A 20434-nucleotide genomic window follows, 5' to 3' on the forward strand; every position below is an offset into this window, starting at 1 on the left:
GGCGCCTGATTTTTTGATATTACAGGTCGTTCAGGCAGTTGCCGAAGTAGTTGTTATAAAATGCCGTGGGCGCGCCACCGTTGTCGAGCAATCCAAAATGCTTGCCTACATTGAGGCCTACACGATACAAAGTATTGGCCGAGTTTTCTGTTCCGGCATAGCCTCGCTCCACCAGTAATGTTTCGCGGGCATTGTCCGTCAAGTGGGCAACTCTGCCTGCAAGCAGTGCGTCAAAAAGACAAATATGTTCGCGCTCATCACTTTCCTTGTATGCATCTTTGCTACCGACAGCCATGTATAGGCCGGCTTCGCCGCCAGCGCTGATGCACTCGAGGTCTGCAACTGTGCGTTCATGGAGGTCGAATTCGCCCTTCGCCAATGGGAAACAATAGCTGTTTGCACTACTTTCTTTCAGCGTCTTCGTTTTATAGTTTTTCGTGAGCCACTTGGAAAATGCGGCAGAGCTTGGCTGACCGCCTTGGCGACGATAAGCAGTATAGTAAGTGAGTACGGTTGAAAAGGGATGGCCGCTAGGCACCGCCCCCGTCGTTCCCGATTTGGCTGCCGCAGTCATGGTGGCCGCAACCGTGTCTGTTTGGCCAAAACACCGCAAGTCATACCCCAGCATGAACAAACACGCTTCGAAGGCGTGGCAGCGGGCGGCCATGTCGGCGCTGTCCGCCTTGAACCAGTCGCACTGTTCCAGCACGGCGCGCAGGATCCAGCCCAGCTTGACCTGCCATTGCGCCCAGTCCTGGCACGACACGGCCTTGCCAAAGAATTGCGGTGCGCCGGCAAAGCCGCTGTCGATTCCCTTGGGATTGCGGATCTGCTTGCCGCGCGCGGCGCCCGAGGGGAAGGCCAGCCAGTGTTTTTTTGCCAGCTTCCCGCCTGCCTGGCTGCGGTACTGCGCATACAGCATGGCCATGGCCGCGCCCACGCGGCTGTCGTAGATGGGCGAGCCGCTGTCGTCAAACAGGGCGTGGATCTTGGTCAGGCCCGCGTCGAAGCGTTCCACGCTATCCGTATCGAGCGCGTCCAGCGAGGCGTCCGAGTCGAGCGACATCAATGGCGCCAGGCGCGTGAAGTAGGCGACCAGGCGGCCTTGTGCGTGCAGGCGCTTGAGGAAGACGATGGCGCCGCGCACGCCGCCCCATGCGAGGATGGCCAGGCAGGCGGCCAGCGTCTGGTCTTCATCCTGCCGCGCGATGGCGTCTTTCAGCCAGCCGCGCAGCTGGCCCAGCGAGGCGCGCGTCTCGTGCCAGTTGCCCGAGACGACAGCCTTGCCTTGCGCATCGGTCCAGCGCGTGCTCCACATATAGTGGCCCAGCACCGCTTCCAGGCCCGTCGCCTGCACGTCCAGGCCGCCCGGCACGAAGCGGCTGCGCGCCATCTTCAGGTGAAAGGGCCGGGCTGGCAGTTCGGCCGCCAGCCAGTCGATAAAGCCCCGTACATCGTCCTGCTTGAGAAAGTCGTCTCGTTTCATGTGGCATTCCTGTCAATTGCTGAGTCGAAAAAGTGGAGGAAACGGAGGCGGCCTACAGGTCTTGCGCCCAGCGGTCCCAGAAGCCGGGTTCGTCATGGGCCGCGTTCTGCATGGCGAGATCGAGGGTGAGCAGGTAGAAGCGCACGCCCGCGTGGCGCATGCTGCCGTCCGCATGCTCGAGGTAATCGCGCAGCTGGCAATACGCGGGCAGCGTTTCGTCATACGGCAGCTCGAAGCAGATCTGGCCGCGCCACGACGAAAAGCCCGACAGTTCGGCGTAGGGACCGCAAGGCTGCCAGGCGATCGCCTGCGCGTCAAACCAGTCGAGCATGCTGCTGCGCACGGCATCGTCGTCATGGCGGTAGAGGCGCGACTCTTCGTAGCTTTTTGGGTGGAACTCCAGATACAACACGGCACGCTGGCGCTGGCGTGCGATGGCGTCGATATGGTCGATGAGCTGTGGCATGGTCGTCGTGGGCGGGCTGGCGTGCCCGGCTAGTCTGTAAAGCGGCCATGATACAGTTGCCGTGCGACAAGGTGTGTCGTTTGACAACAGACGCTCCCTGCGCCGGGCGGGAGGCGCCCGGGCAAACGCGACGGATTCGCCTTGGACGGCGGCTGGCACTATAATATCCGCTGCCATTCATGATCAACCGCACTCAGCTCAACTGGACTCTTCAAATTTATGCATTACGTGTCTACCCGCGCTGATAAAGCGCCATCGAATCTGCAGCAATTCTCCGACATCCTCCTGGGCGGCCTGGCCCCCGATGGCGGACTGTATCTCCCAGAACACTACCCGCAAGTCACTGGTGCCGAGCTCAACGCCTGGCGCACATTGTCGTATGCCGACCTGGCATTCGAAATCCTGAAGAAGTTCGCCACCGATATCCCGGCCGCGGACCTGAAGGCATTGACGGCGAAAACCTATACCAAGGCAGTCTACAAGAATGCCCGCGCCGGCGAAAACGCGGCCGACATCACGCCGCTGCGCGTGCTCGAAGAAAACGTCGTCAAGGGCGGATCGACCACCCTGATGCTGCAAGCGTTGTCGAACGGCCCGACCCTGGCCTTCAAGGACATGGCCATGCAACTGCTGGGCAACCTGTTCGAATACACGCTGGCCAAGACGGGCGCCGAACTCAATATCTTCGGCGCCACCTCGGGCGACACGGGCAGCGCGGCCGAATACGCGATGCGCGGCAAGAAGGGTATCCGCGTCTTCATGCTGTCGCCGCACAAGAAAATGAGCGCCTTCCAGACGGCGCAGATGTTCAGCCTGCAAGACCCGAACATTGTTAACATCGCCGTCGAAGGCGTGTTCGACGACTGCCAGGATATGGTGAAAGCCGTGTCGAACGACTTGCCGTTCAAGGCGAAGCAGAAGATCGGCACCGTCAACTCCATCAACTGGGCGCGCGTCGTGGCGCAAGTCGTGTATTACTTCCGCGGCTATCTGGCGGCCACCACCAGCAATGAGCAAAAAGTGTCGTTCACGGTGCCGTCTGGCAACTTTGGCAATATCTGCGCCGGCCATATCGCCCGCATGATGGGCTTGCCCATCTCGAAACTGGTGGCGGCGACGAATGAAAACGACGTGCTCGACGAATTTTTCCGCACGGGCGTCTACCGCGTGCGCAAGTCGGCCGAAACGTATCACACGAGCAGCCCGTCGATGGATATCTCGAAAGCGTCGAACTTTGAGCGCTTCGTCTACGACCTGGTGGGCCGCGACAGCGAGCGCGTACGTGCCTTGTTTACGAAAGTGGAAACGCATGGCGGCTTCGACTTGTCGGGTAAACCCGGCAGCGATGGCGACGAATTCAAGCTGGTGGCCAAATACGGCTTCAAGTCGGGCAAGTCCACGCACCAGGACCGCCTCGATACCATCCGCGACGTGGCCGACGACTATGGCATCACCATCGACACGCATACGGCCGACGGCATCAAGGTGGCGCGCGAGCACCTGGAACCGAACGTGCCGATGATCGTGCTGGAAACGGCGCTGGCGGCCAAGTTCAACGAAACCATCCTCGAAGCGCTGGGCGTGGACGCCGAGCGCCCGGCCGGCTTCGACAACATCGAAGACTTGCCGCAAAAGTTTGTCGTGATGGATGCCGACGTGGAAAAAATGAAGGCGTATATCGCCGCCAACACGGGACTGTGATGACAGACGCCAGCACTGTACGCAAACCGATGCTGTCGGTGGCCGAGGCGCAAGCCTTCATGCTGGGCGCGGCGCGACCGGTGGCCGAAGTGGAGCTGGTCGATACCATGCGCGCCAACGGCCGCGTGCTGGCCACGGCGCAAACGTCGACCCTGAACGTGCCCGAGCGCGACAACACGCAGATGGACGGCTATGCCGTGCGCGCCAGCGATTGCGCCAGCGGCGCGGCCAGCCTGCCCGTGTCGCAGCGCATCGCGGCCGGCCACGTGGGCCAACCCTTGCAACCGGGGACGGCGGCGCGCATCTTCACGGGCGCTTTGATCCCGGACGGCGCCGATTGCGTGGTGATGCAGGAGCAGTGCGCCTTGGCGGACGGCGTGGTGACGATCAACCACGTGCCGCATGCGGGCGAATGGGTGCGCCGCCAGGGCGAGGATATCCGCGCCGGCGGCGTCATCCTCGGTGCGGGCCGGCGTTTGCGCAGCCAGGAAATGGGCCTGGCCGCCTCGGTCGGTCTGGCGCAAGTGCCCGTGCTGCGCAAGCTGCGCGTGGCCGTGTTTTTCACGGGCGACGAATTGGCCATGCCCGGTGAACCTTTGGCGCCGGGCGCCGTCTACAACTCGAACCGGTTTACCCTGCGGGGACTGCTGGAAAATTTGGGTTGTGACATCACGGACCTGGGCATCGTGCCCGACAGCCTGGACGCCACGCGCGCCGTGCTGCGCCAGGCGGCCCAGGGCAATGATCTGATCATCACCTCGGGCGGCGTGTCCGTGGGCGAGGAAGACCATATCAAGCCGGCCGTGGAAGCGGAAGGGCGGCTGAACATGTGGCAGATCGCCGTCAAGCCGGGTAAACCCTTGGCGTTTGGCGAAGTGCAGGATGCGTTCTTTGTCGGCTTGCCCGGCAATCCCGTCTCCAGCTTTGTCACGTTTTTGCTGTTCGTGCGCCCGTTCATCCTGCGCCTGCAAGGCGTGGCGGGCAATCTCGCGCCGCGCAGCTACCAGCTGCCGGCCGCGTTTGAACGCACGAAGGCGGACAAGCGCAACGAGTTCTTGCGCGCCAAGGTCAATGACGACGGCGAGCTGGAACTGTTTGCCAACCAGAGTTCGGGCGTGCTGACCTCCACCGTGTGGGGCGACGGTTTGATCGATTGCCCGCCGGGGCTGTCGATTGCGCGCGGCGACATGCTGCGTTTTATCCCGTTTAACGAATTGCTGTACTAAGGAAGCATCGATGAAGATCAATCTGCGATTTTTCGCCAGCGTGCGCGAGCTGGTGGGCACGGGCCAGGAAGTGCTGGAAGTGGCGGCGCCGCTGACGGTGGGCGAGGTGAGAACCCTGCTGATCGCCCGTGGCGGCAACTGGGAATATGCGCTGGCGCAGGGCCGCGCGCTGCGCATGGCGCATAACCAGGTGATGTGCGATGCCGATACCGTGATCGGCGAAGGCGATGAAGTGGCGTTCTTCCCGCCCGTGACGGGCGGCTGATCGCGCTTCCCAGTGAGACGGCCACTTCATCGAAGTGGCCGTTTTTTCATGACGATTTGGCTTTTGGTTTGCTGGCCATGGTATCGCTGCACGTGGCGCAGGCGATGGCTTTCTTGTAGCGCCAGTATTTCGAGCCGATGAAGATGGCCGACGCCACCAGCGACCAGGCCAGCGCGCTGAGGATGTCGGCGTTGCTGGTGGTGCCCTTGCTATATTCGACCACCGTCAGGATGATGAATAAGATCGAACTGGCCAGCAAATAACGGGAAATCCAGAATCCTGCACCCATGTGTTTCTCCTCTTGTCGTCGCGTTGTCTGGTGAAGTCAAAGTACTGATCGCTGCAGCATGTCCGCGCAGTATGCATCATTTTTCGGCATTCTTGCCATCCCCGGACCTTATCTCGACTAAAATGCCGGGGTTTTCACCGTCTTTCCAGCTTGCCATGACCCATTCCAGTTCCCCTCCGTTTCACATCGCCGTCATCGGCGGCGGCCCCGCCGGCCTGATGGCCGCCCAGGCGGCTGCCGACCAGGGGGCGCAGGTGGAATTGTTCGACGCCATGCCGTCTGTTGGCCGCAAATTCCTGCTGGCAGGGCGCGGCGGCATGAATATCACACACGCGGAAGGCTACCAGGCCTTCGTCTCGCGCTACGCCAGGCAGGCGCACCGGGTGAAACCGGCGCTGGACCAGTTCGGCCCGCAAAAGCTGCGCGACTGGGTGCACGGCCTGGGCGTGGAGACATTCGTCGGTTCCTCGAACCGCGTCTTTCCGACCGATATGAAGGCCGCGCCCCTGCTACGCGCCTGGCTGCACCGCTTGCGCGAAGCGGGCGTGCAATTTCACATGCGCCACCGCTGGACGGGCTGGCACGACGGCCAGCTGGTATTCGCCACGCCGGACGGCGAACGCCTGCGCTCCTTCGACGCCGTGATCCTGGCGCTCGGTGGCGGCAGCTGGGCGCGCCTGGGTTCGGACGGCGCCTGGGTGCCGCTGCTGCAAGGGCAGGGCGTGGCCGTGGCAGCACTGGCACCGGCCAATTGCGGCTTCGACGTGGACTGGAGCGAGCATTTCAGCAGCCGCCATGCGGGCGAACCGCTGACGACCGTGGCCATCACTGCGCATGACATCGACGGCTTGATCATCAAGCGCCAGGGGCAGTGCGTCATCACGGCGGGCGGCGTGGAAGGCAGCCTGATTTATGCGCTGTCGGCCGCGCTGCGCGAGCAGATCGCGCGCGACGGCAGCACCACCATCTGGCTCGACCTGGCGCCCGACCACAGTCATGCACGCGTGTTCGAGGAAGTCACGCGGCCGCGCGGCGCCCGTTCCATGTCCAGCCATTTGCAAAGCCGGCTGGGAATAAAAGGCGTGAAATCGGGTTTGCTGCGCGAATGCCTGAGCGCGGCCGACTTTGCCGACGAAGCCAGGCTGGCTGCCGCCATCAAGCTGCTGCCCGTTACCTTGCAGCGCCCGCGCCCCATCGATGAAGCCATCAGCAGCGCCGGCGGCGTGGAATTCGACGGCGTCGACGGCAGCATGCTGCGCGCCATGCCTGGCGTCTTCGTGGCGGGGGAAATGCTGGACTGGGAAGCGCCGACGGGTGGCTACCTGCTGACGGCCTGCCTGGCGCAAGGCAAGGCGGCCGGCGAGCAAGCGGTCAGCTGGCTGGAAGGGAAGGTCAATGCCAGGTGATATCGCCTGAGCCGCTCTTCTGAGTCTCGCGCTGGCGCGGGTTGCCGTGGACGTGGATGTCGCCGCTGCCGCGCAAGGTCAGGTTGGCGGCGTCGCGCACGAAGACGGTGCTCGTGCCCGAGCCTTGCAGGCTGACGCTGGCCTTGTCGGCGGCCAGGTGCTCGGCATCGATATCGCCTGAACCGCTCAGGTCGGCGCGCAGGAATTTCGTGTTGCCGCTGGCGGCGATGCGCCCGGAACCCACCATTTCCAGCACCACGCTGTCGCTGTTGCCGCCATTGATGTCGAGGTCGCCACTGCCGTTGACTGTCGCTTGCACCTGCTTGTAGCGTCCCGTGAAACTGACGTCGCCCGATCCCGTCAGTTCCAGAATAAAACTGTCGCCGGAAAACCCCGTGATCTTGCTGTCGCCATTGCCGTGCACTTCCACGCGCACGAGGGCCGGCAGCACCAGTTCCACCTGCAGCGGCTGGCGATGGTGGAACAGCATGCCTTTCGGGCCGATATGCAGGGTGGTGCCATCGGCCGTCGTGTCGACGTTCGACAGCAAGCGCTGCTCGCCGCTCACCTTCAGCGAGGGCGTGGCGCCGCGGCGCAGCACCAGGTCGATGGGGCCGGCCAGGTCGATGCTGTTGATGTTGGCGGCAATGGGGCGCGTTTCGCTGCGCACGGCGCGGCCGGCGGCGCTGCTGGGATTGCTGATCCCCTTGGCGCGCAGCGCCGCATACGACATGGCGATCAGGACCATGGCCAGCAAGAGCATGGACAGGCCAACTTTGAGCAAGCGTTTCATGGCAGCCTTTCTAGTGACCTTTGAGCAGGGAGACATTCATGGCGATGTAGCGCTTGATGCCGATCAAGGTATAGCGCGTGACCACCAGACTGAGCAGGAAGATGGCGATACCGCCGAGCAGCATGCCCACGCCGAAGACGGTTTGCGTGGTGCGCGCATCGCGGTCCATGTCGGTGGAGATGCGGATGCCGCCGCCGGCCAGCGCTTCGGCCCGCTCCATCATGCGCGACGAAACGCCCGGCGCCTTGGCCTCGGACTCGGCCGGTTCACGCTGCAAGGGGCCGGGCACGTGGTCGATTTCGATGCCCGTGTCGCCGATGGTGATGCGCGTTTCGCGCCGCTCGCCGCCTTCGCCGCCGTCATCGTCATGGATGAAGACGTGGCGCAAGGGGCCATCGAGCACCAGTTCGTTGGCGCCGGACAAGCCGCTGGCCGTGATGGCGATGCCGGCCAGGTAAAAACTCAGGCCGACGGCATACAGGGTGGCCAGCAGGGCCGCGTAGACGGCGGCAGGCACGACCATGAACAGGTTGAAGATGGCCAGGCCCACCAGCGAGACGAGCAGGCGCAGCAGGTTGACGGGGGTTTTCTTCTGTTCGAAAGCCTGGCGGTGGGTGCTGCTGCGCAAGGTGAGGGCGATTTTCTTGGGGTCGCCCAGGTCGTCGGCGATCTCGTGCTCGCTGCGGCCGGCCGCAGCGCCTTCAATGAAAGTCTGTTCGTAATAATCGAGGGTCTTGGCCACCAGGTCCGGTGGCAAGCCTGCCAGCGCGCGCCGCAGCGCATCGAGATAATCTTGCTTGTTCATTATATTCTTCCTGTGCGTCCGCTTTGCCGCTTCAGCCCATGGCCGGCAGCAACATGCTTGCCTGGCTCAGCAGCAACGGCGCTTGTGGCGTTTGCTGTCCGTGAATGACGATCACGGTGGCCAGCGCCACACACGCCAGCAGCGCCAGGGCTTTCAAGCTGTTTTTCAAGTGCAAGCTGGTGTGCATGGTATTTTCCGTGGCATGGCCGTTGTCGATGATCAGACTGTACCCAAGCGCGGCCTGGCGCACCAGCGCGGTGCGACAGAATGCAATTTCGCGGGGGCGAGCGACACCAGGGCAGGATGCACCGTCAAGTCTGTTTTGCCGTCTTGCCCGTGGTGACAACCCTGGCCGCCGCCACGCCGCTGCGCACGGCTGCCTCGATGGTGGCCGGATAGTCTTGCGTCCGGTCCTCATTGGCCGTGTAATCGCCGGCCAGCAGCAAGCCTGGCACGCCGCTGGCGTTGCCGGGACGCGCTAAGTCGGGCGTGCAGGCAAAGGTGGCGCGCTTTTCCGTGATCAGCTGGGTCCACGCGGGCTGCGCCAGTTCCGGACGCTGCAACATTTGCGCCAGTTGCGCCGCAATCGCTTGCGCCAGCGGCGCGTGGCCTTGCTCGGCGGCAGGACCGGAGGCGCTGATGACGACGGCCAGCAAGCCCGCCTGGGTGGCGTCGAGCTGGCCCCGGTCGAAGACGAACTGGCCCCAGTGATGTTGTTCTGGCGCATCGACGAGCGCGTAAAACGGCAAGTCCAGGCGCACGCTGGCGTCGTACTGCAGGTAGCAGGTGCTGATGGCTTCCGGCGTGAACGCCTGCATGCGATTGATGACGTCGGCCAGGCGCGGGTCGTGCAAGCCTTGCAGCAGGCTGGCGGCCTGCACGGACGAGGTGGCGACGATCACGCCGTCATAGTGCTCGCCATGATCGACGCCTTCATCAAGCTGCCAGCGGCCATCGGGCAGCGCGTGCAAGGCGGCCACCTTGGCGCCCATGCGCACTGCGCCGCCATGCTGTTCCACATAGCGGGCAGCCGCCTCGGGCAACAGGGCACTCAGGTTCGCCTTCGGGATCAGCATGTCGGAGGCGCGGCGGCGGCTCGCCCCCAGGCTGTCGCGCAGCACGTTGAGGAAGACGCGTGCCGAGGCCCGTTCGGGCGGGGTATTCAGTGCGGCCAGGCACAGCGGGTGCCACATCAGCCGGTTCAGCTTGTCCGTCTGGTCGAAACGCTGCAGCAACTCGGTCACCGAGCAGTCGTTGTACAGCTGCCAGCCCATCGTCCGCATGGCCGTGGAAAAGCGCATCAGGGCCAGCTTGTCGGCGCGTAACAATCCTTTGGCGCGCAGCAGGGCCCACGCCAGGTGCAGCGGCGCGGGCAGGCGTGGCGCGATGAAATCCATGCCTTTGGCACCGGCCGGATAGCGCATCTGCAGGGGCAGGGTGAGGATCAGCTCTGCCGGGTCTTGCCCCGTCAGCTTGATCAGGCGCAAGGTTTCCGTGTACGCGCCCAGCAAGATGTGCTGGCCGTTGTCGAGTACGGTATTTTCCCGTTCGACGCGGCGCGCGCGGCCGCCCAGGGTGCGCGCCGCCTCGAATACGCTCACCGAATGGCCGGCGCGCGCCAGTTCCATGGCAGCGGCGCAGCCGGCCCAGCCGGCGCCGATGACGGCGTAGCGTTGCTTCACCTTACTCTCAGCCACGAACCCAGGTCTTCCAGGCCAGCCACAGTTTGCGGATCGGCGTGAGCGAGATGCGCTGTTTCAGCACGTGGTAGCCGTCGCGCTCGACTTCATTGAGCACGGTGCGGTAGATGGCGGCCATGATCAGGCCCGGGCGCTGGGCGCGGCGGTCCTCGGCTGGCAGCAGGGCAAACGCTTCGTCGTAGGCCTTTTGCGCGCGCGCCACCTGGAAACGCATGAGGTTTTCAAAGTTCTCGCTGTGGCGCGCGTTCAGCAGGTCGGCTGCCGTCACGTTGAATTGCTGCAATTCGCTGATCGGCAAATAGATGCGCCCCTTGCGCGCATCTTCGCCCACGTCGCGGATGATGTTGGTCAGCTGGAAGGCATGGCCCAGTTTTTCCGCGTACAGCAGCGTTTCCGGGCGGGTCGCGCCAAAGATGCTGGCAGACAAGATGCCCACCACGCTGGCCACATGCCAGCAATAGCGGCTCATGGCCTGGTAATCGAGGTAGCGGGTCTGGTTCAAGTCCATTTCCATGCCGTCGATGATGGCCTGCAAATGCTTTTCTTCCAGTTGATACACGGCCAGGTGCGGCTCCAGCGCGCGCATCACGGGATGCGTGGGGATGCCCTCGTACATGGCCTTGACTTCCTTGCGCCACCAGACCAGCTTGGTGCGTGCCACGGCTTCGTCCGTGCAGTCGTCGACCGTGTCATCGACTTCGCGGCAGAAGGCGTACAGGGCCGTGATGGCCTTGCGGCGCTCGGCCGGCAGGAACAGGAAGCTGTAGTAGAAGCTGGAGCCGCTCTGGGCGGCCTTTTGTTGGCAGTATTCGTCGGGAGACATAGTCAAAAGAGCAAGGGTTGCAGATCGAAGCCGCTATTCTATCGTCTTACAGTGTGGGCGACGGGGGAAAAGCCGTTTTTACTTGTGTCTCTTGATGCAGGCTTTTGCGCGACATGCGCAGCGCGCGCCAGAAAATGATCAGCCAGTCGCGCTTTTCCAGTTTCGGGCGGCGCCGGAACACGTCGTAATTGACGGCTTCGATGGCTTCGAGGATGCGCAAGCCCCCTTGCACCACCAGACGCAGCTCCCAGCCGATACGCCCGCGCAAACGCAGGGCCAGCGGTGCGCCGGACAGCATCAGGGCGCGCGTGCGGGCCACTTCGAAGCGCATCAGGGCGCTCCACTTGCCGTGCGCCTCGGGCCGCTCGAAGGCGGCGGCGGACACGGCAAAGCGGGTCAAGTCTTCCATCGGCAGGTAGATGCGTTCTTTTTGCTGGTCGATGGCGACGTCTTGCAGGAAATTAATTAGTTGCAAAGCTGAACATATGGCATCGGAATCGCGTACATTCTGTTCATCGGCCGCGCCGTACAGGTGCAGCATCAGCAGCCCCACGGGGTTGGCGGAACGGGCGCAGTAATCGAGCACGTCGTCGTAGCTGGCGTAGCGCGTCGTCTGCACATCCTGCTTGAAAGCCGACAACAGATCGTAAAACGGCTTCAGCGGCAACTGGTGTTTGGCGATGACGGCCGCCAGGCGTTCGAACATGGCGGCGTTCTCGCCCCCATGGCCTTCGTCGCGCTCGATGCGGCCCAGCGCCGCTTCGTAGGCGTGCAGCGCGGCCAGGCGTTCGGCCGGCGTGGCGTCGCCTTCATCGGCCAGGTCGTCGGCGCTGCGGGCGAAGGCATAGATGGCTTCGACGGCGGGCACCAGGCGGCGCGGCAGCAAAAATGATGCAACAGGAAAGTTTTCGTAATGGTCTACAGGCATTGAACACGCTTCTCTAGTCTTGCGTTTGTCCGGCACCCCTCAAACGCTGGAATGTGGCGGACGTTGTACGGCTCAAGATTAATGACGCAAAAGTCACTAAAAACTTTTACGCACGATTATAATTAATAACCAGAAAGTCATTAGGGAAAGTCACTCCCTGTCATGATCAAGCTGATATTGTCACAAATTTAAGGATATCGCGTGCGAAAAAATTTGGCTTATCCCCATCGGCAAGCAAAAAGTTTCTCCGCATAAAAATATTACAGCCCGCATAGTAAAGGAAAATACCTTGTTTGCCCTGAAAACCCTGCGCCGCGAGACCGGCGCACCCGCATTGCCCGCCCTGCGGCTGATTGCCACCGCCGCCCTGGCGCTGACCCTGGCTGCCTGTTCCAAGCCAGCCGTCAAAGTGGAAGACGTGCGCCCCGTGCGCGCGATCGTGTTGTCTAGCAGTAACGTCGACGTGAGTGCCGAGCTGGCGGGCGAAGTCGTGCCCCGCGTGGTGTCACAGCTGGGTTTCCGCGTGGGCGGCAAGATCGTCGCGCGCAAGGTCGACGTGGGCGCCAGCGTGAAAAAGGGGCAAGTGCTGATGCAGCTCGATCCCGTCGACTTGCAGCTGTCGCAGGCGCAAGCCAAGGCCTCGCTGGTCAGCGCGGAAACGAGCCGCGACCTGGCGCGCGCGGAATTGAAGCGCTACCAGGATTTGCGTGAGAAGAACTTTGTCAGCCAGGCCGTGCTCGATGGCAAGGTTGCCACCTACAAGGCGGCGCAGGCAAACGTGGAAGCGGCGCAAGCCCTGTACCGTGGCCAGGCCAACCAGTCCGGCTATGCCAGCTTGCTGGCCGACGTCGATGGCGTCGTCACGCGCATCGAGGCCGAAGTGGGGCAGGTGGTGGCGCCCGGCGCGCCCGTGGTGCAGGTGGCCAAAAGTGGCGAGAAGGAAGTCGTGATCGGCATTCCCGAAGACAAGGTGGAGACCTTGCGCAAGGTCAAGGATGTCACCGTGCGCCTGTGGGCCGATCCGAAGCAAGGCTTGCCGGGCAAGATACGCGAAGTGTCGCCCGTGGCCGACCCCGCCACGCGCACCTACCTGGCCAAGGTCAGCATCCCGGACGCGCCGCAAGCGCGCCTGGGCATGACGGCCGTGGTGCAGTTCGCCTCGCAGACCACCACGCCGCAGATCAAGGTGCCGCTGACGGCCCTGTTCAATGAAAAGTCGCAAAGCTCCGTGTGGGTAGTGGAAAACGGCGCCGTGAAGCTCGTGCCGGTGACGGTGGGCGGCGTGGCGGGCAATGAATTGCTGCTGACCTCGGGCGTGAAAGCGGGCCAGACGGTGGTCACGGCCGGCGTCAACCTGCTCAAGCCGGGCCAGAAAGTCACCATCCTCGGCGCTGAACTGGCCAGCAAGCCCGATGTGGCCGCTGCCGCCGTCAGCGTGGGGGCCGCCAAATGAAGGGCGGCTTCAATCTGTCGCGCTGGGCCCTCGAACACATCCCGCTGACGCGCTATCTGATGGCCGTGCTGCTGATTGGCGGCATGCTCAGCTATGCCAGCCTGGGCCAGGATGAAGATCCCCCGTTTACCTTCCGCGCCATGGTCTTGCAAGCGTACTGGCCCGGCGCCACGGCCTTGCAGATGGCCGAGCAGGTGACGGACAAGCTGGAAAAGAAGCTGCAGGAAACGCCGTACATCAATGAAATCACCAGCTATTCGAAGCCGGGTGAAACCTTGATCTTGCTGGAATTGCGCGAATCGGCGCCACCGAAGGAAACGGCGGCCGCCTGGTATCAGGTGCGCAAGAAGATCGGCGACATCAAGGGCACCTTGCCGGCCGGCGTCGTGGGGCCGTTCTTCAACGACGAGTTCGGCGACACGTACGGCTCCATCTTCGCCCTGTCCGGCGACGGTTTTACCTACGCGGAAATGAAGGATTACGCGGACAAGGTGCGCCAGGAACTGCTGGCCGTGGGGCAGGTATCGAAGGTGGAACTGTTCGGCGTGCAGGATGAAAAGATCAATATCATCTTTTCGCACAAGAAATTTGCCCAGCTGGGCATTCCTTTCGATGCCATCGTGCAGCAATTGTCCGAGCAAAACAGCATCAACGCCACGGGCGTGCTGGTGACGCCGACCGATAACCTGCAAGTGCGCGTGACGGGCGCCATGGTATCCGTCAAGGACCTGGAAAACCTGGAACTGCGCGCCAACGGCACCACCTTCCGCCTCGGTGACTTTGCCACGGTGAAACGCGAATTCGTCGATCCGCCGAAGGACAAGATGCGTTTCAACGGCAAGGAAGTAATCGGCCTGGGCGTATCGATGGAAAAGGGCGGCAACATCATCGACATGGGCAAGGCCTTGCAGGCCACCGTCACGCGCATGAAGAGCGAGTTGCCAGTCGGCATAGAGCTGCAGCGCGTATCGAACCAGCCGGAAGCCGTGTCCGCTTCCGTGGGCGAATTCGTGCATACCCTGATCGAAGCCATCCTGATCGTGCTGGCCGTCAGCTTCATCGCGCTGGGCTTGCATACAAAACCGTTGCGCATCGACGTGCGCCCGGGCCTGGTGGTGGCGCTGACCATCCCGCTGGTGCTGGCCGTGACCTTCCTGTTCATGCGCCTGCTCGATATCGACTTGCACAAGATATCGCTGGGCGCCCTGATCATCGCGCTGGGCTTGCTGGTTGATGACGCCATCATCGCCGTCGAGATGATGGTGCGCAAGATGGAAGAGGGCATGTCGCGCTTCGACGCGGCCACGTTCGCCTACACCTCGACGGCCATGCCCATGCTGACGGGCACCCTGATCACGGTGGCGGGTTTCTTGCCCATCGGCCTGGCCAAGTCGGCCGCCGGCGAATACACGTTCTCGCTGTTCTCCGTCAATGCACTGGCCCTGATCATTTCGTGGGTGGTCGCCGTGGTGTTTACGCCCTACATCGGCTACGTCTTGCTGAAAGTGAAACCGCACGCGCATAACGACCATGAATTGTTCGATACGCCGAACTTCCGCCGCTTCCGCCGCGCCGTCACCTGGTGCGTGGAATGGCGCAAGACGACGATCGCCGCCACCCTGGCCATCTTTGCGCTGGGCATCTATGGTTTCAACTTTATCGAAAAGCAATTCTTCCCCGATTCCAGCCGTCCTGAACTGATGGTGGAACTGTGGTCGCCCGAAGGCACGACCTTTGCCGCGAATGAAAAGCAGGTCAAGAAATTCGAAGCCTTTGTGGGCAAGCTCGACGGCGTGGACAGCGTCACCAGCTATGTGGGCACGGGCAGTCCCCGTTTCTACCTGCCGCTCGATCAGATCTTCCCGCAGACCAATGTGTCGCAAGTGGTGATTCTGCCGAAGAGCCTGGCCGACCGCGAACGCTTGCGCCAGAAGATCATCGATGTCTTCAAGAAGGATTTCCCGGAAGTGCGGGGCCGGGTCAAACTGTTGCCGAACGGGCCACCGGTGCCGTATCCCGTGCAATTCCGCGTCACGGGGCCGGAAGTGGCGGGTGTGCGCGCCATCGCCGACCAGGTCAAGGACGTCATGCGCGCCAATCCGAACACCCTGGGCGTAAACGACAACTGGAATGAATCGGTGAAGGTGCTGCGCCTGGACCTGGACCAGGACAAGATGCGCGCGCTGGGCGTCACCTCAAAAACGGTGATGCAGGCGGCCAATACGATACTGTCGGGCACGGTCATCGGCCAGTTCAGGGAGGACAACAAGCTGATCGATATCCAGGTGCGCCAGCCACTGGAGGAGCGGGCGACGATTTCCGTGCTGAATGACACGAATATCCCGACGGCAACGGGCAAGTCCGTGCCCATCTCGCAGCTGGCCCGCGTGCATTTCGTGTGGGAGCCGGGCGTGGTCTGGCGCGACAAGCGCGAATGGGCCATTACGGTGCAGTCGGATGTGATCGACGGCATACAGGGCGCGACAGTCTCGACGCAACTGGCGCCGCAGCTCGACGCTTTACGGGCCAGGATGCCGGACGGCTACCGCATCACCGTGAAAGGCGTGGCGGCCGACAGCGGCGAGGCGGAAGCGTCGATTGCGACCAATCTGCCGCTGGCCATCTTCATCATCTTCACCTTGCTGATGTTGCAGCTGCACAGTTTCTCGCGTTCCCTGCTGGTCTTCCTGACGGGGCCGCTGGGCGTGGCGGGCGCCGCGTTTGCCTTGCTGGCGCTGGGCCGGCCACTGGGTTTCGTGGCCAACCTGGGCATCATCGCGCTGTTCGGCATGATCATCCGCAATTCGGTGATCCTCGTCGACCAGATCGAGCAAGACATCAACGATGGCTCGGCGCCATGGGATGCCATCATCGACTCGGCCGTGCGCCGCTGCCGCCCCATCGTGCTGACGGCCGCCGCCGCCGCGCTGGCCATGATCCCGCTGTCGCGCTCCGTGTTCTGGGGGCCGATGGCGGTGGCCATCATGGGCGGCCTGATCCTGGCGACGGCCTTGACTTTATTGTTCCTGCCAGCCCTGTATGCGGCCTGGTTCCGGGTCAAGAGGCCGGTGGAGGCAGCCAAGGTCGAAGGTTAAATAGTCACCCCAGGCCACTGGCATAAAAAAGGCGGCATTCCTCTGGGAAATCCAGTAGAATGCCGCCTTTGCTTTACCGAGCGCTTGCTCCCGGCTTGCTCAATGAGTCCACGGTAGCCAGATCGCTCCCGAGTTGTTAAAATCAAGGGAGCAAGCTAGCACAAAGTAGTACCAAATGCGGATGTGGTGGAATTGGTAGACACGCTGGTCTTAGAAGCCAGTGCTTCGGCTTGGGAGTTCGAGTCTCCCCATCCGCACCAATCCGGGTTGTTCCAGCCCGGAAGTGCAGCGCCATCAAGATATGTTCCGAGGTAGTCATCAACCGAGTGCGCCGAGCGCGGCCAGTTGCCGGCTCGATAGTTGCACCATCTGCGCAAGCTGCGCCAGCGCCTGCGGATAGACGCTTCTTTCCATCAATTTATCATCTTCAGTCAGCGGCCAGAGTGCCTGCAACACGCGCTGCCGCGCCTGCGGCCAGCTTTGCTCTTGCGCATGCGTTGCTGGCGGCAATTCCCTGTCCAGCAGGTGCAGCGCCTCGCGCGTCATCGTCAATTCTTGCTGCGCCTGCCGGCCCAGCGTGTCGCTACGGGGCGGCGGCTGTTGCGCAAGATACGTGTCGAGCTTGCGGCTCTGGCGCTCGTACAGGTCGAGCAGCAAGTGCAGGGTGGCGCCGCTGGGACGCCGTTGCGTGTCGAGCGTGTCGAGCACATCGAGCAGCCAATGCGTCATGTGCCGTCCCGCCTGTCGCAGCTCCGGCCAGGTCGTGCTGTGCAATTGCTCGCCCAGGTAGCGGGCGCGGTCGATGGCGCGGCGGCTGCCGCTCATGTGCTGGCCGATGGGGCCGTACTGTGGCGCCAGCGCCGCTTCCTGCCGCTCGGCCAGCAGGCACAGCAAGGCCAGGTGGACATACACATGAAAGGCGGCCAGGGTGCGGTGGGCATCCCAATAGTGATTGCCGTCATCATCGGGCGCATTCCACAGCGAACAGACCTTGGCGCCATCCTCGCGCGCATAATCGGGCGCCAGCAGGCGATGGCCGTGGCGGAAGTCGTACAGCTTCTGGTGCAGGGACTCGTGCAGCAAGTGCTCGGCCAGCCACCAGGGGTTGCCGATCAGTTCCTGGTTCAGGAAGACGCTGCCATTGACGCGAAATTGCGAGCTGGAGGCCTTGCCGCGCCACGTGCCCAGCTTGGGAAACAGCGCAATCAATTGCACGTGAGAAAGCGCGCTGGCCGTCAGGCGGGGCAGCAGTGTTTCCAGCAGCCGCAGGCCCCGGCGCAGCAGAGCCCGTTCCTGCGGCGTGGGCGTGGCCAGCGGCGCGCCGTAGTTATCTTCCATCACGGCAAGGAAGGCGCGCGCGTACGGTGTGCCTTCCTGCCAGGCATGCCATATATAAGTGTCTTCGTTCTGTGGGCTGGCTTCGTCGTGCAGGCGCGCCATGGGCGGCAAATGGGCCACCAGCGGGCCGCCGGGCAAACCCGCCCGCAGGTGCTCGCCCGCCGCCAGGAACAGCGCTGCGCATTGCGGCAAAGGCAAGCCGTAGTCGTCGCCCAGATGCAGTTGGCGCATGGCGTGTTGCACGGCGCAGCGCAGCACCGTGTCGCCCAGCAACTGGCGCTGGCGCTCCGGTGGCGCCGCATCGAGCAGCGTGGCCAGGCTTTCCGCCTCGGGCAGGGCACCACCGAGCTTGTGCAGGCGCCGCCGGTAGGCGACGGCCAGCTGGTCGCGGATATAGTTGCTGTCGCCAAAGGCGCGGTGGCTGGCCAGCGCCGTTTCCACGGCGGCCAGCACGACTGCATCCGGTGCTGCGGCACGCATGGCAAGCGCAGCCACTGCCGGCTCAGGCGGCGGTGGGGTGATCATGGTCGTGATGGCCGTCTCCCTTCATGCGCAATTCCATTTCATCGACTTCCGTCTGGATTTTTTGCAGGTCGTCGTCCGTTACCCCGTCGAGCAGGCGGCTGAGGACCATTTGCAGCTTGGCTTTGGCGTTGCTGGAAGTGCCGGGTGCGCTATCGCTCATGATATTTTCTCCATTAAATTCACTTGGAGAGAGGAACGGCGGCTTAGGTTTGCCTGAAAAATGGCCAAATTGAGGTAAATCAAAGGTTTTTTGACCGAAATCTTCGTCAAGAGCGCATTTCTTTGTTTCGGACGGAGCGACAGTTCGCATATACTAATGAACGAAGCAGGCTGGAAAGCCTGTCTCTGGCGAAATAAGAAAAGCCGGGGCAAGAGTAAAGACAGGGCAACCCAGGCTGTGGCGATTCGTTCGCCGCCGCTGGCATCCTCTGTGGCCGGGCCGCAAAGCCAGCCACTTTCCCGAAGTCCTTTGTTATAATGCCACGCTTTACCGAATGATGGCCGGCCTTGCATTTACCTGGAAGCAAGGCTGGACGCTCGGAGCCCTGTCGCAGTACTGGAAGCGGCGGATTGTTTGGTGCCTGGTGCGGGTTTTTCCCTCAGCCGGGTAGACCAGGTCCATCGTCCTGTTTTCAGTACTTTTACAGATGAATATGCGAGCGAGTGAAGCTGGACCCATGTCTTGCCGCCAGTGATGGCGCAAGGGGTCGGGTCTTCTTTTCTCGCACCAACAGTGTTTATTTTTTGGACGATTTTTTACATGGCAACTGCAGTCGAAACCTTGGGCAAACTCGAACGTCGTATCACGATCTCCTTCCCGCTGACGGACGTCCGCACGGAAGTTGAGAAGCGCCTGAAAGTGCAAGCCCGTACGGCTAAGGCACCGGGCTTCCGTCCGGGCAAAGTGCCGTTGAAAATGGTCGCAGCACAATACGGCTACCAAATTGAATCCGAAGTGCTGAACGACAAAGTCGGCCGCGCGTTCAACGACGCCGCCAACGAAAACAATCTGCGCGTGGCCGGTTTCCCGAACATCGTGCCGAAAGAAGAAGCAGCCGAAGGCCAACTGGCTTTCGACGCAACGTTCGAAGTGTATCCGGAAGTCGCCATCGGCGACCTGACGGCCGTTGAAATCGAAACCGTGCAAGCCGAGGTATCGGAAGCCGAAATCGACAAGACCATCGATATCCTGCGCAAGCAGCGCGTGCACTTCCACACCAAGGGCGAAGCTGGCGAACACGGCGACGGCGGTGAAGCTATCGCTGCCAATGGCGACCGCGTGACCGTCGACTTCGTCGGCTCGATCGACGGCGTTGAATTCCCAGGCGGCAAAGCTGAAGGCTACGCTTTCGTGCTGGGCGAAGGCCGCATGCTGCCAGAATTCGAAGCAGCTACCCTGGGTCTGAAAGTGGGCGAAGCCAAGACTTTCCCGTTGTCGTTCCCAGAGGACTACCACGGTAAAGACGTGGCCGGCAAAACCGCATCGTTCACCATCACCTTGCAAAAGCTGGAATGGGCGCACCTGCCGGAAGTCGATGCTGAATTCGCCAAGTCCCTGGGCGTTGCCGATGGCGACCTGGCCAAAATGCGCGAAGACATCAAAGTCAACCTGCAGCGTGAAGTCGCTGGCCGCGTGAAAGCGCGCAACAAGGAAGCCGTCATGGACGCGCTGATCAAAGTTGCTGAGCTGGAAGTGCCAAAAACGCTGATCGCTCAGGATTCCGAGCGCCTGGCCGAAATGACCCGTCAAGACATGGCGCAGCGCGGCATGAACGTCAAGGACGTGCCGTTCCCAGCAGAACTGTTCGCGGAAAAAGCCGAGCGTCGCGTACGCCTGGGCCTGATCCTGTCGCAACTGGTGGGCGACAACAAGCTGCAAGCAACGCCTGAGCAAGTCAAGGCGCAAATCGAAGATTTCGCCCAAAGCTACGAAGATCCACGCGAAGTGCTGAAGTACTACTACAGCGACCGTCGTCGTCTGGGTGAGATCGAAGCCCTTGTATTGGAAGAAAACGTCGTCACCTACGTGTTGGGCCTGTCGAAAGTCACGACGAAAGCAGTTGCTTTCGACGAACTGATGGGAAGCAACGCACAAGCGTAAACCAGTTGGTATCCGGATGCCGCTGCCGCCGCGA

18 protein-coding genes and 1 tRNA gene are annotated in these 20434 nt (G+C 62.3%); 8 read left to right on the forward strand and 11 right to left on the reverse strand.

Going from position 1 to position 20434, the window contains the following annotated elements; all coding sequences use genetic code 11:
- Positions 1-19: 19 nt before the first annotated feature.
- Together CLU91_RS02745 and CLU91_RS02750 are read right to left on the reverse strand one after the other, a co-directional pair.
- Positions 20-1486 carry a hypothetical protein gene (locus tag CLU91_RS02745; protein ID WP_100872882.1) on the reverse strand — a complete coding sequence of 489 codons (1467 nt, stop codon included), beginning with the start codon at positions 1484-1486 and terminating at the stop codon, positions 20-22.
- A gap of 52 nt (positions 1487-1538) precedes the next feature.
- Entirely contained in the window at positions 1539-1952 is a 414-nt protein-coding gene (locus CLU91_RS02750) for a hypothetical protein (protein WP_071077491.1), read from the reverse strand.
- Positions 1953-2171: 219 nt separating this feature from the next.
- On the opposite strand from CLU91_RS02750, the gene thrC reads away from it, so the two are divergent.
- The 3 genes from thrC to moaD are packed head-to-tail and all read left to right on the forward strand — an operon-like array spanning position 2172 to position 5144.
- Positions 2172-3653 carry a threonine synthase gene (gene thrC, locus CLU91_RS02755; protein WP_100872883.1) on the forward strand — a complete coding sequence of 494 codons (1482 nt, stop codon included), beginning with the start codon at positions 2172-2174 and terminating at the stop codon, positions 3651-3653.
- Complete coding sequence (locus CLU91_RS02760; protein WP_100872884.1) at positions 3653-4879, forward strand: molybdopterin molybdotransferase MoeA; 1227 nt, start codon at positions 3653-3655, stop codon at positions 4877-4879. Before thrC ends, CLU91_RS02760 begins: the two co-directional genes overlap by 1 nt.
- A 10-nt stretch (positions 4880-4889) precedes the next feature.
- Positions 4890-5144: a molybdopterin converting factor subunit 1 gene (moaD, locus tag CLU91_RS02765; RefSeq protein WP_100872885.1), complete on the forward strand. Its 255-nt coding sequence runs from the start codon at positions 4890-4892 to the stop codon at positions 5142-5144.
- A gap of 46 nt (positions 5145-5190) precedes the next feature.
- On the opposite strand, the gene CLU91_RS02770 is transcribed toward moaD, so the two are convergent.
- Positions 5191-5433, reverse strand: coding sequence for a hypothetical protein (locus tag CLU91_RS02770; RefSeq protein ID WP_100872886.1), 243 nt, complete (start codon positions 5431-5433; stop codon positions 5191-5193).
- 155 nt (positions 5434-5588) lie between these two features.
- Here CLU91_RS02770 and CLU91_RS02775 point away from each other — a divergent pair, with 155 nt between their 5' ends.
- Complete coding sequence (locus CLU91_RS02775; RefSeq protein WP_100872887.1) at positions 5589-6839, forward strand: TIGR03862 family flavoprotein; 1251 nt, start codon at positions 5589-5591, stop codon at positions 6837-6839.
- Here CLU91_RS02775 and CLU91_RS02780 read toward each other — a convergent pair.
- From CLU91_RS02780 to hpnC, 6 genes are all read right to left on the reverse strand, one after another.
- Complete coding sequence (locus CLU91_RS02780) at positions 6826-7632, reverse strand: head GIN domain-containing protein (RefSeq protein WP_100872888.1); 807 nt, start codon at positions 7630-7632, stop codon at positions 6826-6828. The two genes, CLU91_RS02775 and CLU91_RS02780, sit on opposite strands and share 14 nt — an antisense overlap.
- A gap of 10 nt (positions 7633-7642) precedes the next feature.
- On the reverse strand, positions 7643-8437 hold the full coding sequence (locus CLU91_RS02785) for a DUF1700 domain-containing protein (RefSeq protein WP_100872889.1): 795 nt from the start codon (positions 8435-8437) through the stop codon (positions 7643-7645).
- Between the two features lie 31 nt (positions 8438-8468).
- Positions 8469-8624: a hypothetical protein gene (locus tag CLU91_RS02790; protein WP_157814558.1), complete on the reverse strand. Its 156-nt coding sequence runs from the start codon at positions 8622-8624 to the stop codon at positions 8469-8471.
- Positions 8625-8748: 124 nt separating this feature from the next.
- A complete protein-coding gene (gene hpnE, locus CLU91_RS02795; protein WP_332870881.1) occupies positions 8749-10119 on the reverse strand; it encodes a hydroxysqualene dehydroxylase HpnE in 1371 nt (456 codons plus the stop codon).
- 7 nt (positions 10120-10126) lie between these two features.
- Positions 10127-10960, reverse strand: a complete 834-nt coding sequence (gene hpnD, locus CLU91_RS02800; protein WP_099376923.1) for a presqualene diphosphate synthase HpnD — start codon at positions 10958-10960, stop codon at positions 10127-10129.
- A gap of 46 nt (positions 10961-11006) precedes the next feature.
- Positions 11007-11888 (reverse strand): squalene synthase HpnC, encoded by an 882-nt coding sequence (gene hpnC, locus CLU91_RS02805; protein WP_100872892.1) that lies wholly within the window; start codon positions 11886-11888, stop codon positions 11007-11009.
- A gap of 289 nt (positions 11889-12177) precedes the next feature.
- Here hpnC and CLU91_RS02810 point away from each other — a divergent pair, with 289 nt between their 5' ends.
- From CLU91_RS02810 to CLU91_RS02820, 3 genes are all read left to right on the forward strand, one after another.
- Positions 12178-13341 (forward strand): efflux RND transporter periplasmic adaptor subunit, encoded by a 1164-nt coding sequence (locus CLU91_RS02810; protein ID WP_100872893.1) that lies wholly within the window; start codon positions 12178-12180, stop codon positions 13339-13341.
- Positions 13338-16436: an efflux RND transporter permease subunit gene (locus tag CLU91_RS02815; protein WP_100872894.1), complete on the forward strand. Its 3099-nt coding sequence runs from the start codon at positions 13338-13340 to the stop codon at positions 16434-16436. The genes CLU91_RS02810 and CLU91_RS02815 overlap by 4 nt, the downstream gene beginning before the upstream one ends.
- A 177-nt stretch (positions 16437-16613) precedes the next feature.
- A tRNA-Leu gene (locus CLU91_RS02820) sits at positions 16614-16696 on the forward strand.
- 58 nt (positions 16697-16754) lie between these two features.
- Here the strand turns inward: CLU91_RS02820 and CLU91_RS02825 are convergent.
- Positions 16755-18299, reverse strand: a complete 1545-nt coding sequence (locus CLU91_RS02825; protein WP_100872895.1) for a hypothetical protein — start codon at positions 18297-18299, stop codon at positions 16755-16757.
- On the reverse strand, positions 18277-18459 hold the full coding sequence (locus CLU91_RS02830) for a hypothetical protein (protein WP_100872896.1): 183 nt from the start codon (positions 18457-18459) through the stop codon (positions 18277-18279). Before CLU91_RS02830 ends, CLU91_RS02825 begins: the two co-directional genes overlap by 23 nt.
- Before the next feature lie 600 nt (positions 18460-19059).
- Between CLU91_RS02830 and tig the strand changes: the two genes are divergently transcribed.
- Positions 19060-20400 carry a trigger factor gene (gene tig / locus CLU91_RS02835; RefSeq protein ID WP_100876550.1) on the forward strand — a complete coding sequence of 447 codons (1341 nt, stop codon included), beginning with the start codon at positions 19060-19062 and terminating at the stop codon, positions 20398-20400.
- Positions 20401-20434 lie beyond the last annotated feature (34 nt).

The organism is Janthinobacterium sp. 64 (genome assembly GCF_002813325.1).
Taxonomy (GTDB): Bacteria; Pseudomonadota; Gammaproteobacteria; order Burkholderiales; family Burkholderiaceae_D; genus Janthinobacterium.

Bases quoted from the DNA above. Each gene is read 5' to 3' on its own strand.
- CLU91_RS02830 (WP_100872896.1), bottom strand. From the start codon at position 18,459: ATGAGCGATAGCGCACCCGGCACTTCCAGCAACGCCAAAGCCAAGCTG.
- tig (WP_100876550.1), top strand. From the start codon at position 19,060: ATGGCAACTGCAGTCGAAACCTTGGGCAAACTCGAACGTCGTATCACG.
- moaD (WP_100872885.1), top strand. From the start codon at position 4,890: ATGAAGATCAATCTGCGATTTTTCGCCAGCGTGCGCGAGCTGGTGGGC.
- CLU91_RS02815 (WP_100872894.1), top strand. From the start codon at position 13,338: ATGAAGGGCGGCTTCAATCTGTCGCGCTGGGCCCTCGAACACATCCCG.
- CLU91_RS02760 (WP_100872884.1), top strand. From the start codon at position 3,653: ATGACAGACGCCAGCACTGTACGCAAACCGATGCTGTCGGTGGCCGAG.
- CLU91_RS02785 (WP_100872889.1), bottom strand. From the start codon at position 8,437: ATGAACAAGCAAGATTATCTCGATGCGCTGCGGCGCGCGCTGGCAGGC.
- CLU91_RS02790 (WP_157814558.1), bottom strand. From the start codon at position 8,624: ATGCACACCAGCTTGCACTTGAAAAACAGCTTGAAAGCCCTGGCGCTG.
- hpnC (WP_100872892.1), bottom strand. From the start codon at position 11,888: ATGCCTGTAGACCATTACGAAAACTTTCCTGTTGCATCATTTTTGCTG.
- CLU91_RS02775 (WP_100872887.1), top strand. From the start codon at position 5,589: ATGACCCATTCCAGTTCCCCTCCGTTTCACATCGCCGTCATCGGCGGC.
- CLU91_RS02745 (WP_100872882.1), bottom strand. From the start codon at position 1,486: ATGAAACGAGACGACTTTCTCAAGCAGGACGATGTACGGGGCTTTATC.
- CLU91_RS02780 (WP_100872888.1), bottom strand. From the start codon at position 7,632: ATGAAACGCTTGCTCAAAGTTGGCCTGTCCATGCTCTTGCTGGCCATG.
- thrC (WP_100872883.1), top strand. From the start codon at position 2,172: ATGCATTACGTGTCTACCCGCGCTGATAAAGCGCCATCGAATCTGCAG.
- hpnD (WP_099376923.1), bottom strand. From the start codon at position 10,960: ATGTCTCCCGACGAATACTGCCAACAAAAGGCCGCCCAGAGCGGCTCC.
- CLU91_RS02825 (WP_100872895.1), bottom strand. From the start codon at position 18,299: ATGATCACCCCACCGCCGCCTGAGCCGGCAGTGGCTGCGCTTGCCATG.
- CLU91_RS02770 (WP_100872886.1), bottom strand. From the start codon at position 5,433: ATGGGTGCAGGATTCTGGATTTCCCGTTATTTGCTGGCCAGTTCGATC.
- CLU91_RS02750 (WP_071077491.1), bottom strand. From the start codon at position 1,952: ATGCCACAGCTCATCGACCATATCGACGCCATCGCACGCCAGCGCCAG.